Here is a 19,312-nt window from a genome sequence, read left to right as displayed (position 1 = left end):
AAGAAGACTGAAGAATGGAAGAAGGCCGGAGAGAGTGCCCCGGGGTTCACACTTAACTGAGCTCATTTTCGATGAAATCGAAGAGATCGTCATCCGATGCCGAGTCAAGCCGCTGCGTGACGCTTTCAGCGTCCGACGCTCCGGCTTCGCCACCGTTCAACTTGGCGAGAAGTACTTGGAGTCGGGTCGCGATGGCCGATCGCTCGGCATTGTCCGGCTCAGCCGTGGAGAGTGCTGCCTCAAATCGTTCCAAATCCGTGATCAGCGGAGTACCGGACGTCCCCTCGTCGGGTAGGACGCCCGCTCGTACGTGTTCCGCAAGTGCCCTTGAGTTCGGGTAGTCGAAGACCAGCGTGGTAGGTAGCCGCAGCCCCGTATCCGCGTTGAGCCGGTTTCGGAATTCTACCGCCGTGAGCGAGTCGAAGCCCAATTCCTTGAATGCCCGGTCGGATTCCACGGCCTCGGTGCCGGAGAATCCGAGAACCGCGGCCGCATGACCGCGCACCAGGTCGAGTACGGCGCGCTCCCGCTCGGCAGGAGCCAGGGCGGAGAGCCGTTCCCTCAGCCGCGATCCGGCCTCCGCGTGGGTCTCTTCGGCGGCACGGGCCTCTTCCAGGGCGGATACGACCTCGGGCAGATCGCCGAGGAGCGGGCTCGGCCGCCCCATGGTGAACGCGGGGGCGAATCGCTCCCAGTCCACATTCGCGACCGTCACCACACCGTCGTCACCGGCGACCGCCCCCTGCAACGCGGCGATCGCAAGCCCGGGCGCCATGCTCGTCAGGCCACGGCGGGCCAGTTGCTCGCCCCCGTCGCCGGCCGCCATACCGCTCTCGGCCCAGGGGCCCCAGGCCACGGCGGTACCGGCGAGACCTCGCGCACGGCGCTCCTCCACCAGGGCGTCCAGGTAGGCGTTGGCCGCACCGTAGGCCGCCTGGCCACCGCTGCCCCACACACCGGCGATCGACGAGAAGACCACGAACGCGTCCAGCTCACGGTCGCCCAGCAGCTCATCCAGGCACGCGGCTCCCGCGGCCTTTCCGGACACCACCGCCGCCGCGTCAGCCAGGCTCATCCCTTGCAGCTCGGCCGCCTGCTCGACGCCCGCCGCGTGGAACACCGCACTGAGCGGGAACTCCTCCGGAACCGCGTCCAGCACCGCGGCCAACGCCCCACGATCAGTCACATCGCAGGCCGCCACGGTCACCCTGGCGCCCGATGCCACGAGTTCGTCCCGCAGTTCGCCGGCGCCCGGGGCGTCAAGGCCACGACGGCTCGTCAACACCACATGCTCGGCGCCCTGACTCACCACCCAGCGCGCCACCCGAGCGCCCAGCGCGCCCGTGCCGCCGGTCACCAGCACGGTGCCGCGGGCCTGCCACGGCCGCTCCGCGCCCTCGCCCGCGTCGGCCCTCACCAGACGCCTGGCGAACACACCCGAGCCACGGACCGCGAGCTGGTCCTCGCCGTCCCCGGCGGACAGCACACCGGCCAACCGGGCCGCGCCGCGCTCGTCCAGCTCCTCGGGCAGATCCACCAGACCGCCCCACACCTCGGAGTGCTCCAGCGCCACGACCCGCCCCAGGCCCCAGACCTGCGACTGCACCGCACCAGTGAGGCCATCCCAGCGGCCCACCGACACCGCGCCACGCGTACCGCACCACAACCGGGCCGGAATGTCGGCCGCGACCATGGCCTGCGCCAGCACCAGGCTCAGCGCATGGCCGTTCGACAGCGCCGGATACCCCGAGCTCGGCTCCTCGTCCAGGGCGAGCAGCGACAGGACTCCACCCAGCTCGGGCGCCTCGGCGGCCGTCTCACGCAGCCGCTTCGCCAGCACGTCCGCGTCCAGGTCGCGCTCGTCCAGCACGAGCGACACCACGCCCGCACCATGCCGCTCCAGCCCGGCGACAACCCCCGAAACCAGCTCGTCCCCGGCACGCGACGCCGGAACCACCACCAGCCACGACCCCGACAGCGAGCCCTCGGCCACCTCGGAGACCGGCTTCCACGACACCCGGTAACGCCAGCCATCGATCGTCGACTGATCACGAGTGCTGCGGTGATACGCGGACAGGGCGGGCAGCACCGCGCTCAGCGGCGTTTCGCCATCGACGTCGAGCGCCTGGGCCAGCGCTTCGAGATCCTCGCGCTCGACCGCCTGCCAGAAGCGCGCGTCCACCGAATCCACGGCACCCGATGTGTCCCGGCCCCCCACGGGGATGGACACCTCGGGCCAGAACCGCTCGCGCTGGAAGGCATACGTCGGCAGTTCGACCCGCCGCGCACCACTGCCCGCGAAGACCGATTCCCATGCCAACGAGACGCCGTGAACGTGGAGTTCGGCCAGCGCCGTCGTCAATGCCTGTGCCTCGGAGCGGTCCTTGCGCATTACAGGGACAAACACTGTGGCAGAGGTGTCCCCCGCCCCTTCCGCCAGGCAATCCCGGGCCATCGCGGTGAGCACACCATCGGGTCCCACTTCAAGATACCTGGTCACACCCAACGCCTTAAGCGAACGTGCCCCATCCGCGAACCGCACCGCCTCACGCACATGCCGCACCCAGTAGTCGGGTGAGCACACCTCTGTCTCGGAAACCGGCCCACCAGTGACATTGGACACCAGCGTCATGGTCGGCGGCTCGAAACGGAGCTCGCGGACCACGTGGCCGAACGCGTCCAACATAGTGTCCATAAGGCAAGAGTGAAACGCATGAGAGACCCGCAAACCCTTAGTCTTTCGACCCCTGGCCTCCCAGACACCCGCGACTTCCTGGACCGCGTGTGCATGACCCGAGACCACCACGGCCGATGGACCGTTGACGGCGGCGATGCTCATCTCGTGCTCGCGGCCGGAGAGTGAGGCGCCGACCTCATCCTCGGTCGCTTCGATGGCGACCATCGCGCCGCCCTCGGGGAGCGCCTGCATCAGCCGGCCACGTGCAGCGATCAGCGTGCACGCGTCCTCCAGCGAGAACACCCCGGCCACATGCGCGGCCGCGATCTCACCGATGGAGTGACCGATCACCACGTCCGGGGTGACACCCCAGTGTTCCAGCAGCCGGAACAGCGCCACCTCGATGGCGAACAACGCGGGCTGGGTGAACGCCGTCCGGTCCAGCAGCCCGGCGTCCGCGCTCCCCTCCGCCGCGAACATCACATCCCGCAGCGGACGGTCGAGCACCACATCCAGGTGCGCGCACACCTCGTCCAGCGCCCGCGCGAACACCGGGAAGGAGTCGTACAACTCCCGTCCCATGCCCAGGCGCTGCGCGCCCTGACCCGAGAACAGGAACGCCGTCTTGCCACCCGTGACGGCCTGGCCCTGGACGACCCCCGAGCCGATGCCGCCCTGAGCCATCTCCTCGAGACCGCGCAGCAGTGCCTCACGGTCCCCACCGACCAGCACGGCCCGGTGCTCGAACACCGACCTGGCCGCCAGCGAGTACCCGATATCCAGCACGTCAAGGTCGGCCCGGGCCGCCACATCCGTGTGCAGCCGCTCGGCCTGTGCCCGCAGCGCCTCCCGGCTCTTACCGGAAACCAGCCACGGCACCACGGCCATCGACCCGGCCGTTCCGGAGGCCACGGTGTCCGTAACCGCGGGCTCCTCCTCAGCGGGGGCCTGCTCGATGATGGTGTGCGCGTTGGTCCCGCTCAGTCCGAACGAGGAGATACCCGCCCGGCGCGGGCGCCCCGTCTCCGGCCACGCGGTGGCCTCGGCCAGCAGCCGCACCTCACCCGCCGACCAGTCCACCTGGCTCGACGGCTCGTCCACATGCAGGGTTTGCGGCAACACACCGTGCCGCATGGCCATCACCATCTTGATGACACCGGCCACGCCCGCGGCCGCCTGCGTGTGGCCGAGGTTGGACTTGATGGCGCCCAGCCACAGCGGATTGCCCTCCGGGCGTCCCCGACCGTAGGTGGCCAGCAGCGCCTGCGCCTCGATCGGGTCACCCAGCGTGGTGCCCGTACCGTGCGCCTCCACCGCGTCCACCTCGGCGGCCGACAACCCAGCGCTGGCCAGCGCCTGACGGATCACCCGCTGCTGGGACGGACCGTTCGGCGCCGTCAGGCCGTTGCTCGCGCCGTCCTGGTTGACCGCCGAGCCGCGCACGATCGCCAGCACCGGGTGACCATTACGGCGGGCGTCCGACAGCCGCTCCACGAGCAGCATGCCCACACCCTCGGACCAGCCCGTGCCATCCGCACCCTCGGCGAACGGCTTGCAACGCCCATCGGGCGCCAGCCCACGCTGACGGCTGAACTCCACAAAGGCACCCGGCGTCGACATCACCGACACACCACCGGCCAACGCCAGATCACACTCACCCTGACGCAACGCCTGAGCCGCCAGATGCAACGCCACCAACGACGACGAACACGCCGTATCCACCGTCATCGCCGGCCCCTCAAGACCGAACGTGTACGAGATACGACCCGACACCACACTGGCCGCGATGCCCGTGCCCAGGTGGCCTTCGAGGTCACCCTGCTCGTCCATCCACAGCCCGGCGTAGTCCTGGCCGTTGGTGCCGACGAAGACACCCGCCCGTGTGCCCCTCAGCGACTCGGGGTCGATACCGGCCCGTTCGAACGCCTCCCACGACGTCTCCAGCAGCAGCCGCTGCTGCGGGTCCATGGCCAGCGCCTCACGCGGCGAGATCCCGAAGAACCTGGCGTCGAACTCCGGGGCGCCGTAGAGGAAGCCGCCTTCCCGCGCGTAGGACGTGCCGAGCCGCTCGGGGTCGGGGTCGTACAGCCCCTCGGTGTCCCAGCCGCGGTCGGTGGGGAACTCGGAGATGGCGTCGCCGCCCTCGGCGACCAGCCGCCACAGGTCCTCCGGTGTGTACACGTCCCCGGGGAAGTGGCAGCTCATCGCCACGATCGCGATGGGGTCGTGGTCCACGGCCACCGCGCTCGGCTCGGTGACGTCGAGGGCCGGCTGGGCCGTGCCGAACGCCTCGGCGTCCAGGTAGTCGGCCAGTTCGGCGGCGGTCGGGTAGTCGAAGACCAGGGTCGCCGGGAGACGAAGGCCGGTCTCCAGATCCAGCCGGTTGCGCAGCTCGACCGCCGTGAGGGAGTCGAACCCGAGGTCGCGGAAGGCCCGGTCCGGCTCGATCGATTCCGCCGAGGCGTGGCCGAGCACCGAGGCCGCGTGGCCGCGGACCAGTTCCAGCACGGCCGCGTTCCGCTCGGCCACCGACAGTCCGGCGAGCTTCTCGGCGAATGTGGCAGCCTCCCCGCCGACACCGTCGTCGCCCGTGGTCAGATGCCTGTGCGCCTCGGGGATGTCGCTGAAGAGAGTGCCGCCGCGGGCCCCGGCCAGCGACGGGGCCAGACGCTCCCAGTCGACGTCCGCGACGATGAGCGACGCCTCCTCCTGGCCCACGGCCCAGCTCAGCGCGTCCACCGCCAGCGCCGGGGCCATCGCGGCCACCGCGCCACCGCGTATCCGCTCCCCGGCACGACCGCTCGCGGCCATACCGGCATCGGCCCACGGTCCCCAGGCCACCGCCGTACCGGCCTGCCCGGCACCACGACGCACCACGGCCAACGCGTCCAGATACGCGTTCGCCGCCGCGTAGGCACCCTGCCCCGGACCGCCCACCGCACCGGCGAACGACGAGAACAGCACGAAGGCGTCCAGCTCCAGGTCCGCCGTCAGCTCATGCAGCAGCCGCGCACCCTCGACCTTCGCCCCCAGCACCCCGGCAAGCTGGTCAACCGTCAGGCCATCCAGAACACCGTCGTCCAGCACCCCGGCCGCGTGCACCACAGCGCGCAACGGGAAACGGTCGGGAATCCCCGCGACCACCTCGACCAGCGCATCCCGGTCGGCGGCGTCACAGGCCACCACCGTCACCTCGGCGCCAAGCCCTTCCAGCTCCGCCCGCAACTCGGCGGCACCCGCCGCCGCGAGACCACGACGGCTGGTCAGCACCACATGCTCGGCACCCTCGCGCACGGCCCAGCGCGCCACATGCGCGCCCAGGGCACCCGTACCACCGGTGATGAGCACCGAGCCCCGGGGCCGCCATGCCTGGCCGCCCATGGACGCCGCGTGCACCAGCCGTCGGCCGAACACCCCGGAGCCGCGGACCGCCGCCTCGTCCTCGCCGCTCTCGGTGGACAGCACACCGGCCAGCCGCGCAACCGCGCGCTCGTCCAGTGTCTCGGGCAGATCGACGAGGCCACCCCAGATCTGCGGGTGCTCCAGCGCCGCTACCCGGCCAAGACCCCACACCTGCGCCTGGGCGGCACTCGCCAGTCGGTCGGAACGCCCCACCGACACCGCGCCCCGCGAGGCACACCACAGCCGAAGGCCCGCCTCCAGGCCCGCCGCGGCCTGCACCAGCCGCAGCGTCAGCGCGAGTCCGGTCGGGACCACCGGCTCCCCGGCACACGGCTCCTCGTCCAGCGCGAGCAACGACAGCACATTCGCCTCGGACTCATCACCGAGCGCGCCCAGCAGCGCCTCGGCGAGACCGTCGCGGTCCGCTCCGGCGTCCACCACCACCGGCACCACACGAGCGCCGTACTTCTCCAACCCTTGGGTGATCGTGCCGGTGATCTCGCTGTCCGCGAGTCCGGCGGACACCGCGAGCAGCCACGTACCCGAGAGCGATCCGGCCGTCGCGTCCGGTACCGGCTTCCAGGAGACGCGGTAGCGCCAGCCGTCGACCGTGGCCCGGTCACGCTGCTGACGGCGGTACGACGACAGCGCGGGCAGCAGCTCGCTCAGCGAGCCCTCGCCGTCGACGTCCAGCGCCTCGGCCAGAGCCTCCAGGTCCTCGCGCTCAACCGCTTCCCAGAACCGGGCGTCCACGCTGTCGGTGGCAGAGCCGCCCGACGCACCGCCCTTGTCCTCCAGCCAGTAGAGCTGCCGCTGGAAGGCATAGGTGGGGAGTTCGGCCTTCCGCGCACCGCGCCCCGCGAAGAGCTGTTCCCAGTCGACGGTGACGCCGTGGACGTGGAGTTCGGCCAGCGCCGTCGTCAGCGCCTGGGCCTCCGGGCGGTCCTTGCGCAGCACCGGCACGACGACCGAGGCCGACGCGCCCTCCGCCGTCAGGCACTCCCGCGCCATCGCCGAGAGCACACCATCGGGGCCCACCTCCAGGAAGGTGGCCACGCCCTGCGTCTCGAGTGCCCGTACCCCGTCCGCGAACCGCACGGCCTCCCGTACGTGCCGCACCCAGTACTCCGGCGAGCACACCTCGTCCGCGCCCGCCGGCTTGCCCGTCACATTGGACACCAGCGCAATGGCGGGCGGGGCGAACGACAGCCCCTCGACCACCTTGCGGAAGTCGTCCAGCATCGCGTCCATACGGGGCGAATGGAAGGCGTGACTGACCCGCAGCCGGCGGGTCTTACGGCCCTGCGCGGCCCACTGTCCGGCGATCTCCAGTGCCGCTTCCTCGTCACCGGCGATGACCACGGCGGTCGGGCCGTTGACGGCGGCGATGCTCACCTCGGCCGCACGACCGGCCAGCGACGGAGCGACCTCCTCCTCGGAAGCCTCGATGGCCACCATCGCCCCGCCCTCGGGCAGCGCCTGCATCAGCCGCCCACGGGCGGCCACCAGCGCACACGCGTCCTCCAGCGAGAACACCCCGGCCACCTGCGCCGCCGCGATCTCACCGATGGAGTGACCGATCACCACACCCGGCGCCACACCCCACGCCGACAGCAGCCGGAACAACGCCACCTCGACCGCGAACAACGCGGGCTGGGTGAACGCCGTCCGGTCCAGCAGCCCGGCGTCCGCACTGCCCTCCGCCGCGAACATCACGTCCTTCAGCGGACGGTCCAGCAGCATGTCCAGGTGCGCGCACACCTCGTCCAGGGCACGGGCGAACACCGGGAAGGCTTCGTACAGCTCCCGTCCCATGCCCAGGCGCTGCGCACCCTGACCCGAGAACAAGAACGCCGTCGAGCCCGAAGTACGCGCCACGGACCGGGCCAGTCCCGGGGCGGTCTCGCCGGCCGCGACGGCCTCGAGCCCCCGGAGCAGTTCCGTACGGTCCGCGCCCGTGACCACCGCACGGTGTCCGAAGACCGAGCGGGTCGCTACCAGCGAGTAACCCACATCCAGCGCGCCCAGGTCGGTGCGCTCCATCAGATGCGACCTCAGCCGTTCGGCCTGGGCGCGCAGGGCTTCGGGGCTCCGGCCGGAGAGCGCCCAGGGAAGAACGCCGTGATCCTCGGCGGGAGCCTCGTCCCGCTCCGGCTCGTCGTACACCGGGGCCTGCTCGATGATGGTGTGCGCGTTGGTGCCGCTCACCCCGAACGCGGAGATCCCGGCCCGGCGCGGCTGACCCGTCTCCGGCCAGGCGGTGGTCTCGGTCAGCAGCCGCACCTCACCCGCGGACCAGTCCACCTGCCGCGACGGCTCGTCCACATGCAGCAGCTTCGGCAGCACACCGTGCCGCATCGCCATCACCATCTTGATGATCCCGGCGACACCTGCGGCGGCCTGCGTATGACCGATGTTGGACTTCAGCGCGCCCAGCCACAGCGGGCGGCCCTCCGGCCGTTCCTGGCCGTAGGTGGCCAGCAGCGCCTGCGCCTCGATCGGGTCACCGAGCATGGTGCCGGTGCCGTGGGCCTCCACCGTGTCCACCTCGGCGGCCGACAGCCGGGCGTTCGCCAGCGCCTGCCGGATGACCCGCTGCTGCGAGGGGCCGTTCGGCGCCGTCAGACCGTTGGACGCACCATCCTGGTTGACCGCCGAGCCGCGCACGATCGCCAGCACCTGGTGGCCGTTGCGCTCGGCATCGGACAGCCGCTCCACCAGCAGCATGCCCACACCCTCGGACCAGCCCGTGCCATCCGCGGCGTCCGCGAACGGCTTGCACCGGCCATCGGGCGCCAGGCCGCGCTGACGGCTGAACTCCACAAAGGCCGCCGGTGTGGCCAGCACGGTCACACCACCGGCGAGCGCCATGTCGCATTCGCCCTGACGCAGCGCGTGCGCGGCCTGGTGCAGGGCGACCAGCGACGACGAGCACGCCGAGTCCATCGTCAGCGCGGGTCCCTCCAGACCCAAGGTGTAGGAGATACGACCGGATACGACCGATGTCGCATTACCGGTCAGCAACTGTCCTTCCAGCTCCTCGGCCAGCTCGCTGGTGCCGGAGCCGTAGCCCGAGGTGGCGGCCCCCACGAACACGCCGATCTGGTTCCCGCGCACGGACGTGGGAGCGATACCGGCGCGCTCGAACACCTCCCACGAGGTCTCCAGCAGCAGCCGCTGCTGCGGATCGATGGCGAGCGCCTCACGCGGCGAGATCCCGAAGAACGCCGCGTCGAACTCGCCCGCCTCGTGCAGGAAACCGCCCTCGCGCGAGTAGAACGTGCCCGAGCGCTCGGGGTCCGGGTCGTACATCCCGTCCACGTCCCACCCACGGTTGGACGGGAAGTCGGAGATGGCATCGACACCGCCGGCCACCAACTGCCACAAGTCCTCCGGGCTGCGGACCCCGCCCGGGAAGCGGCAGCTCATCCCGACGATCGCGATCGGATCGTCGTCGACCGGAGCCGCCGTCGCCACCGGCGCGGCCACCGCACCCCGCGTGCCGTGAACCTCGGCACGCAGGTGGTCCACCAGAATCGACGCGTTCGGGTAGTCGAAGACCAGCGTCGCCGGCAACGCCAGCCCGGTCTCCGCGTTCAGCCGGTTACGGAACTCCATCGCCGTCAGCGAGTCGAAGCCCAGCTCCTTGAACGCGCGCTCGGCCTCGACCACCTCGCCACCGGTGAACCCGAGGACCGCCGCCACATGGCCACGCACCAGGTCGAGCAGGGTCCGGTCGACCTCGGCCTCGGTCAGCCCCGCCAACCGCTCCCGCAGGCCCGCCGAAGCATCCACCCGGCCGGCCGCACTCGCGACCTCGAGTACCTTCGCGACCTCAGGGAGGTCGCCGAGGAGCGGGCTCGGCCGCCCCAGGGTGAACGAGGGGGCGAACCGCTCCCAGTCCATATCCGCGACCGTCACCACACCGTCGTCACCCGCGATCGCGCCCTGCAAGGCGGCGATGGCCAGCTCCGGAGCCATGACGAGCAGGCCACGACGGGCGAGTTCGCTCTCCATTCCCCCCGCGGTCGCCATCCCGCCCTCGGCCCAGGGTCCCCAGGCCACGGCGGTACCGGCGAGGCCCCGTGCACGGCGCTCCTCCACCAGGGCGTCCAGGTAGGCGTTGGCGGCGCTGTAGGCGGCCTGGGCACCACTGCCCCATACACCGGCGATCGACGAGAAGACCACGAACGCGTCCAGCTCACGGTCGCCCAGCAGCTCATCCAGGTGCGCGGCCCCCGCGGCCTTCCCGGACAGCACCGCCGACGCGTCCGCCAGGCTCATCCCCATGAGGTCGGCGGCCTGCTCAACACCCGCCGCGTGGAACACCGCACTGAGCGGAAACTCCTCCGGAACGTCTGCGAGGACAGCGGCCAACGCGGCACGGTCCGTCACATCACACGCCACCACGGTCACCCGCGCGCCCAGCGCCTCCAGCTCATCGCGCAGTTCGGCAGCGCCCGGCGCCTCGAGGCCGCGACGGCTGGTCAGCACCAGATGCCCGGCACCGCTGCGCGCCAGCCAACCGGCCACCTGGCCGCCCAGCGCTCCGGTGCCGCCGGTCACCAGCACCGTGCCACGCGCCCGCCACGGCTGCTCCGCTCCCACCCCGGCGTCAGCCCTCACCAGACGCCTGGCGAACACTCCCGAGCCACGGACCGCGAGCTGGTCCTCGCCGTCCCCGGCGGACAGCACCCCGGCCAGCCGCGCCACCGCGCGATCGTCCAGCGAATCGGGCAGATCCACCAGACCGCCCCACACCGCGGAGTGCTCCAGCGCCACGACCCGTCCCAGACCCCAGACCTGCGACTGCACCGCGCCGGTCAGCCGGTCCCAGCGCCCCACCGACACCGCGCCACGCGTACCGGACCACAACCGGGCCGGAACCTCCGCCTCGACCATGGCCTGCGCCAGCACCAGGCTCAGCGCATAGCCACCCGACAGCGCCGGATATCCCGAGGTCGGCTCCTCGTCCAGGGCGAGCAGCGACAGCACACCACTCAGCTCCGGCGTCTGCCCGACCACCTCGCGCAGCCGCTCCGCCAGCACGTCCGCGTCCAGGTCGCGCTCGTCCAGTACGAGCGACACCACGCCCGCACCATGCCGCTCCAGCCCGGCGACAACCCCCGAAACCAGCTCGTCCCCGGCACGCGACGCCGGAACCACCACCAGCCACGTCCCCGACAGCGACCCCTCGGCCACGTCCGGAAGCGGCTTCCACGACACCCGGTAGCGCCAGCCATCGATCGTCGACTGATCGCGGCTGCTGCGCCAGTACGCCGCCAGCGCGGGCAGCACCGCGCCCAGCGACGACTCGTCCTCGAAGTCCAGGGTCCTCGCGAGTGCTTCGAGGTCCTCCCGCTCCACGGCCTGCCAGAACCGTGCGTCCACCTCGTGGCGGATGCCGACATCGGCACCGGCCGCGTCGGTGGGCTTCTCGATCCAGTAGCGCAGCCGCTGGAAGGCGTAGGTCGGCAGGTCGACCCGGCGGGCCCCGAGACCGTCGTAGGCCGAGGGCCAGTCCACGGCGGAGCCGTGAACATGCAGCCGGGCCAGCGCCGTGGTCAGGGCCACGGCCTCCGAACGGTCCTTGCGCAGCACCGGCACGACGACCGAGGCCGATGCCTCCTGTGCCGTCAGGCAGTCCTGCGCCATCGCCGAGAGCACACCGTCGGGACCGACCTCCAGGTAGGTGGTCACGCCCTGTCCCTCGAGTGCCCGCACTCCGTCCAGGAAGCGCACGGCCTCCCGCACATGCCGCACCCAGTACTCCGGCGAACACACCTCGGCGTCCGAGGCCACCGCGCCGGTCAGATTGGAGATCAGATCGATGGAGGGCGCGGCGAACGAGAGCCCCTCGACGACCTTGCGGAAGTCGTCCAGCATGGCGTCCATGCGGGGCGAGTGGAAGGCGTGGCTGACCCGCAGCCGGCGGGTCTTGCGGCCCTGCTCCGCCCACTGCGCCGCGATCTCCAGCGCCGCTTCCTCATCACCGGCGATGACCACGGCGGTCGGGCCGTTGACGGCGGCGATGCTCACCTCGTGCTCGCGCCCGGCCAGCGACGGAGCGACCTCCTCCTCCGACGCCTGGATGGCGACCATCGCGCCGCCCTCGGGCAGCGCCTGCATCAGCCGGCCGCGGGCCGCGATCAGCGTGCAGGCGTCCTCCAGGGAGAGCACCCCGGCCACATGGGCCGCGGCGATCTCGCCCACCGAGTGGCCGATCAGCACATCCGGGGTGACGCCGAACTGCTCCAGCAGCCGGAACAGCGCCACCTCGATGGCGAACAGCGCGGGCTGGGTGAACGCCGTCCGGTCCAGCAGCCCGGCGTCCGCACTGCCCTCCGCCGCGAACATCACGTCCTTCAGCGGACGGTCCAGCACCACATCCAGATGCGCGCACACCTCGTCCAGCGCCCGCGCGAACACCGGGAAGGTGTCATACAGCTCCCGGCCCATGCCCAGGCGCTGCGCACCCTGGCCCGAGAACAAGAACGCGAGCGTGTCCTCGTTCCGTGTCGTGCCCTGAATGACCTGCGCCGCGTTCTCGCCGGTGGCCAGGGCCTCCAGGCCACGGAGGAACTCGTCCCGGTCCCCGGCGACCAGGGCGGCGCGGTGCTCGAACGCCGAACGGGTGGTGGCCAGGGAGAAGCCGACATCCGTCAGCGCCGGCGCCGCGTCGGCGCTCAGCCGGGCGTGGAGCCGACCGGCCTGGGCGGCAAGCGCCTCCGCGCTCTTGCCGGACAGCAGCCATGGCAGGACGACGGACCGCTCGGCCTCGTCCCCCTCGGGGGCCATCGTCCCGGTCTGTCCGTCCCGGTCGGCTTCCGGAGCCTGCTCGATGATGGTGTGCGCGTTGGTCCCGCTCACTCCGAACGAGGAGATGCCCGCCCGGCGCGGTCGGTCCGTCTCCGGCCACGCGGTGGTCTCGGTCAGCAGCCGCACCTCACCCGCGGACCAGTCCACCTGCCGCGACGGCTCGCCCACATGCAGCGTCTTGGGCAAGACGCCATGCCGCATCGCCATCACCATCTTGATCACACCCGCCACACCCGCGGCGGCCTGCGTGTGACCGATGTTCGACTTGATGGCCCCCAGCCACAGCGGCCGGCCCTCCGGCCGGTCCTGGCCGTAGGTGGCCAGCAGCGCCTGCGCCTCGATCGGGTCGCCCAGCGTGGTGCCCGTACCGTGCGCCTCCACCGCGTCCACCTCGGACGCCGAAAGGCCCGCACTGGCCAGCGCCTGACGGATCACCCGCTGCTGCGCGGGGCCGTTCGGCGCCGTCAGACCGTTCGAGGCGCCGTCCTGGTTGATGGCGCTGCCACGCACCACCGCCAGCACCGGATGGCCGTTCTTCCGCGCGTCCGACAACCGCTCCACCAGGAGCATGCCGACGCCCTCGCCCCACCCTGTGCCATCCGCCGCGTCGGAGAACGGCTTGCACCGACCGTCGGGAGCGAGCCCCCGCAGCCGGCTGAACTCCACGAACAGGGTCGGCGTCGTCATCACCGACACACCGCCGGCCAACGCCAGGTCACATTCGCCCTGACGCAGCGCCTGCATGGCCATGTGCAGCGACACCAGCGACGCCGAACAGGCCGTGTCCACGGTCACCGCGGGGCCCTCTAGACCGAAGGTGTAGGAGATACGCCCCGACACCACGCTGACCGCACTGCCCGTCAGATGGCCCTCGAGCGCACCCGCCTCATCGAGATGGCTCGAATAGTCCTGACCGTTCGTGCCGACGAAAACCCCGACCGGCTTTCCGCGCAGCGACGATGGATCAATGCCGGTTCGCTCGAACGCCTCCCATGACGCTTCCAGCACCAGCCGCTGCTGCGGGTCGGTCGCCACGGCCTCACGGGGAGACATTCCGAAGAACTGCGGGTCGAACTCGTCGGCGTCGTGCAGGAAACCGCCCTCGCGGGCGTGACTCGTCCCCGGATTGTCCGGGTCCGGGTGGTACAGCCCCTCGGCATCCCAGCCGCGATTCGTCGGAAACCCGGAGATGACGTCGACGCCGTCGGCGACGAGCTGCCACAGTTGCTCGGGAGTCTGGGCGCCCCCAGGAAAACGACAGCTCATCCCGACAATGGCAATGGGCTCTCGCGATGCCGCGGCCAGGCGCTGATTCTGTAGCTTGAGGCGGTCGTTTTCCCGCAAAGAAGCGCGCAGCGCTTCGACAACTCGCTCGGAGGACGTAGCCATCAGTAGCTCCAAATTTCCAAAACCATCAGAGGTCTGCGCCGCCCAGTGCCCTCTGGACGAGGTCGTCGACATCCATCGCGTCGACCGCGCTGTTCAATTCTTCTTGGGGCTCCAGCTCGGAACCGCTCTCCGAGATCTGGGCAAGTTCCAGCAGGGCGTCCATCAGTCCGGCTTCACGGAACCGCGCGAGCGGAATGGCGGCCAACGCCTCGCGAATCCGGTCCTCCTCCGGGTCCTTCAGCGCAGCCTCATCCGCCTCCGGAAACATATTCGTCTCCAGATGCTCGGCCACTACGGTGAGGTTCGGGTAGTCGAATGCCAATGTGGTCGGCAGTTCCAGGCCGGTGATCGCGCTCAATCGGTTCCGTAGCTGAACGGCCGTCAGCGAGTCGAAACCAAGCTCCCTGAACGACTGATCGTTCTCGATGGCGTCGGGAGTGGCATGCCCCAGGACCGCGGCGACGTGCTGCCGGACCAGCTTGCGGAGGGAACGCTGACGCTTCGCCGGGGAGAGCCCCTCCAGCTCCGCACGCAGCTCCGCCGCGGCCTGCTCGCCCGGTGCCGGGTCCGCCGGCTCGGACGACGCGTTCGGCTGCCGCCTCTGCACCAGCTCGGTCAGCAGCGGCGTCGGCCGGGCTCCGCTCTGCTCGCCCCCGAAGCGCTCCCAGGCGGCATCGATCACCAGGGCGTAGGTCTCGTCCAGGTCGAGGACGCGCTGGAGCGCGGAGATCGCCAGTTCCGGGTTCATCAGGGCGACGCCGCTGCTGTTCATGTACTCATCGAGGTCGCCGTCGATCACCAGGCCACTTCCGGCCCAGGCGCCCCAGGCGATGGAGGTCGCCGGAAGGCCGTCCGCACGCCGCTGCGCGGCCAACGCGTCGAGATAGGCGTTGCCCGCCGCGTAACTCCCCTGCCCCGGGCCGCCTATCGTGCCCGCCGCCGAGGAGAACAGGACGAACGCCGACAGATCCATGCCCGCGGTCAGCTCATGCAGATTCCGTACCGCGTCCACCTTGGGACGCAACACCCCGGCCGCCCGCTCCACCGTCAGCGCGTCGATCACACCGTCGTCCAGCACACCCGCCGTATGCACCACCGCGCTCAACGGCGACTGTGCGGGAATCCCCTCCAGCAGCGCCGCCAGCGCCGCACGGTCCGCCGCGTCACACGCCGCCACCGTCACCCGGGCACCCAGGGCCTCCAGCTCCGCCTTCAGCTCGACGGCACCCTCGGCCGCCATGCCCCGACGGCTGGTCAGCACCAGATGTTCGGCACCCGTACGCGCCAACCACCGCGCCACATGGCCACCCAGCGCACCCGTGCCACCGGTCACCAGCACCGAACCGGCCGGCCGCCAGCCGTCCCCGGTCGTGCTCTCCGGCGCCGAGGCCCGCACCAGCCGCTTGGCGAAGACTCCCGAACCACGTATCGCCACCTGGTTCTCGGCCTCCGCACCGGCCAGTACACCGGCCAGCCGGTCCATCGCACGGCTGTCGATGGTCTCGGGCAGGTCGACCAGACCGCCCCACCGCTGGGGGTACTCCACCTCCACGATCCGTCCCAGCCCCCAGACCATCGCCTGGGTCGGGCTCACCAGCCGGTCGGAGCGCCCCACCGACACCGCGCCCCGGGTCCCGCACCACAGCGGGGCCACCACACCGGCATCACCCAGCCCCTGGACCAGTTCCACCGTCGCCGCCAGCCCGGCCGGGACCACCTCGAACGACCCGTGCGCCGACTCGTCCAGCCCCAGCAGCGAGAACACACCCGCCACTCCCGCCGGGTCCGTTCCCGACTCGTCGAGCGCCTCACGCAGCCGCTCCGTCATCACCTCACGGCCGTCGGCCGCGTCGACGACCACACGAACCACCTGCGTACCGCGCCCGGCCACACCATCCAGCACGGAGCCGAGCAACGCGTCGTCACCACAGACCTTGGGGACGACGACCAGCCAGGTGCCGGTGAGCGTGGCCTTGGCGGCTGACCCCACAGACCTCCAGGCGGCGCTGTAGCGCCAGCCGTCCACCGTGCTCCGCTCACGCTGCTGACGACGCCACGACGACAGCGCCGGAAGCAACGCGGTCAGGGACGACTGCTGCTCCTCGTCCGCCACCTCCAGCGTCCGGACCAGCGTCTCCAGGTCCTCGCGCTCGACGGCCTCCCAGAAGCGCGCGTCCACACTGTCCGCGCCCAGCCCCGCACCGTCGGCGGGCGCCTCGTCAACCGGCGCTTCCAGCCAGTACCGCTGGCGCTGGAAGGCGTAGGTCGGCAGGTCGATCCGGCGGGCGCCACGGCCCTCGAACGCCTTCCGCCAGTCGACACCGGCCCCGCTCACATGGAGTTCGGCGGCGGAGGTCAGGAACTGCTCCAGACCGCCCTCGTCCCGCCGCAGCGTGCCGACGACCACCGCCTGTGCCTCGGCGGACTCCACGGTCTGCTGCAACGGCAGCATCAGTACGGGATGCGGGCTCGCCTCGATGAACACACCATGCCCGCTGTCGAGCAGGGCGCGGGTGGTGGCCTCCAGTTCGACGGTCTGCCGCAGGTTGCGGTACCAGTACTCCGCGTCCAGCCCGGCGGTGTCCACCAGCTCACCGGACACGGTCGAGTAGAACGGGACGTCCGACGAACGCGGCGCGATGTCCGCCAGAACCTTCAGCAACTCCTCGTGGATCGCCTCCACATGGGCGGAGTGCGAGGCGTAGTCCACCGGAACCCGGCGAACACGGATCTCCTCGCCCTCCAACTGAGCGACCATCTCATCCAGCGCACCCGGGTCACCGGACACCACAACCGACCCGGGGCCGTTGACCGCGGCGACCGAGATCGCGCCATCCCAGGCGGCGATACGGTCCCTGGCCTGGTCGACCGGAAGCCCGACCGACACCATGCCACCACGGCCCGCAAGACCCCTCGCAATGGCCTGCGACCGCAAGGTCACCACCTTCGCGGCGTCCTCCAGCGACAGCGCACCCGCGACGCAGGCCGCCGCGATCTCACCCTGGCTGTGGCCCATCACGGCGTCCGGCTCGACACCCACCGAACGCCACAGCTTCGCCAGCGACACCATCACCGCGAAGAGCACCGGCTGGACGACATCCACCCGGTCGAAACCGGGAGCACCGTCAACCCCGCGCAGCACATCCGTCAGCGACCAGTCCACATGAGCCGACAGCGCCGACTCGCACTCACCGATCGCCTCCGCGAACACCGGCGAACTTTCCAGCAAGTCCACCGCCATACCGGCCCACTGCGCCCCCTGCCCCGGGAACACGAACACCGAACGCCCCCGGGCATCCGCCACACCACGCGTGACGCCCGGGACGGCCTCGTCCCCGGCCAACGCGCCCAGCCGGGCCAGCAGCTCCTCGCGGTCGGCCCCCGTCACCACACCACGATGCGGGAACGAGGACCTGGTGGTCGCCAGCGACAGCGCCACATCGGCGGCGTCCAGTTCCGGACGGGCCGCCACGAACTCCCGCAACCGCCCGGCCTGTGCCTGGAGGCCGGCCGCGCCGCGGCCCGACACCACCCACGCCAGCGGGCCCTCGGCCACCTCGGTCTCGGCGACCTCGGCCGCCTCCTCCTCCGGAGCCTGCTCCAGAATGGTGTGCGCGTTCGTCCCGCTCACGCCGAACGACGACACGGCGACCCTGCGCGGCGCCCCGGTCTCCGGCCACGGGGTCGGCTCGGTCAGCAGCGACACCGCCCCCGCCGACCAGTCCACGTGCTCCGACGGCTCCTCCACGTGGAGGGTCTTCGGCAGCACACCGTGCCGCATGGCCATCACCATCTTGATGACGCCGCCCACACCGGCGGCCGCCTGCGTGTGCCCCATGTTCGACTTCAACGACCCCAGCCACAGCGGCCGGTCCGCCCCGGGGCGCTCCTTGCCGTAGGTGGCCAGCAGTGCCTGTGCCTCGATCGGGTCGCCCAGCGTCGTGCCGGTGCCGTGCGCCTCCACCGCGTCCACCTCGGCCGCCGACAGGCCCGCGTTCCGCAGGGCGTCGCGGATCACCCGCTGCTGCGAGGGACCGTTCGGCGCGGTCAACCGGCTGCTCGCCCCGTCCTGGTTGACGGCGGCGCCCCGTACGACGGCCAGTACCTGGTGTCCGTTGCGCCGCGCGTCGGAGAGCCGTTCCAGCAGCAGCACACCGGCGCCCTCGGACCATGCGGTGCCGTCGGCCGCGTTCGAGAACGACTTGCAGCGGCCGTCCACGGCGAGTCCGCGCAGTCGGCTGAACTCGATGAACACCTCTGGAGTCGCCATCATGGCCACACCGCCGGCGAGCGCCAGCGAGCACTCGCCCTTGCGGAGCGCCTGCACCGCCAGGTGCAGCGCCACGAGCGACGAGGAGCAGGCCGTGTCCACGGTCACCGCGGGGCCCTCGAAGCCGAAGGTGAAGGAGATGCGGCCGGACGCGATGCTTCCGGCGCTGCCGTTCCCCAGGTGGCCTTCGAGACCCTCCGGTATCGACCGGATGCGCGAACCGTAGTCGTTGTACATCACACCGATGAACACGCCGGTGCGGCTGCCGCGCGCGGACGCCGGGTCGATGCCCGCCCGCTCCAGCGCCTCCCACGAGGTCTCCAGCAGCAGCCGCTGCTGCGGATCGGTCGCCAGCGCCTCGCGGGGGCTCATGCCGAAGAACGACGCGTCGAAGCCGTTCGCGTCGTGCAGGAACCCGCCCTCACGCGTGTAGCTCTTGCCCGGCTGCTCCGGGTCCGGGTCGTACAGATCCTCGTCCCATCCCCGGTCCACGGGGAAGGTGGAGATGGCGTCGGTGCCCGAGGCGACCAGCTCCCACAGGTCTTCCGGCGACTCCACCCCACCCGGATACCTGCATCCCATGCCGACGATGGCGATGGGCTCGGTGTCCCTGTCCTTGAGTTCCCGCAGCTCTTGACGAGTCTCGTGCAGACTGGCCGTCGCGCGCTTGAGGTAATCGCGCAGCTTGGTGTCGCTCACTGCCTCTTGTCACTCCTCTGAGAACCCCAAGACAGGGGGTTGAAAGCCTTCGGCCG

At 71.1% G+C, this 19,312-nt stretch carries 2 protein-coding genes; both read right to left on the bottom strand.

Translation table 11 applies throughout. From position 1 onward, the window contains the following. Positions 1–52: 52 nt before the first annotated feature. Positions 53–14,287: a type I polyketide synthase gene (locus tag ACK1X7_RS44500; protein ID WP_413116633.1), complete on the bottom strand. Its 14,235-nt coding sequence runs from the start codon at positions 14,285–14,287 to the stop codon at positions 53–55. A 25-nt stretch (positions 14,288–14,312) separates the two neighbouring features. Next, positions 14,313–19,256 (bottom strand): type I polyketide synthase, encoded by a 4,944-nt coding sequence (locus tag ACK1X7_RS44495; protein WP_413116632.1) that lies wholly within the window; start codon positions 19,254–19,256, stop codon positions 14,313–14,315. Positions 19,257–19,312: the final 56 nt, after the last annotated feature.

The sequence above is a fragment of the Streptomyces sp. CY-1 genome, assembly GCF_047218265.1.
GTDB lineage: Bacteria > Actinomycetota > Actinomycetes > Streptomycetales > Streptomycetaceae > Streptomyces > Streptomyces niphimycinicus.
This window is presented reverse-complemented; position numbering and strand designations above follow the sequence as displayed.

Coding starts and splice junctions, on each gene's coding strand:
- ACK1X7_RS44500 (WP_413116633.1), bottom strand. CDS start 14,287: ATGGCTACGTCCTCCGAGCGAGTTGTCGAAGCGCTGCGCGCTTCTTTG.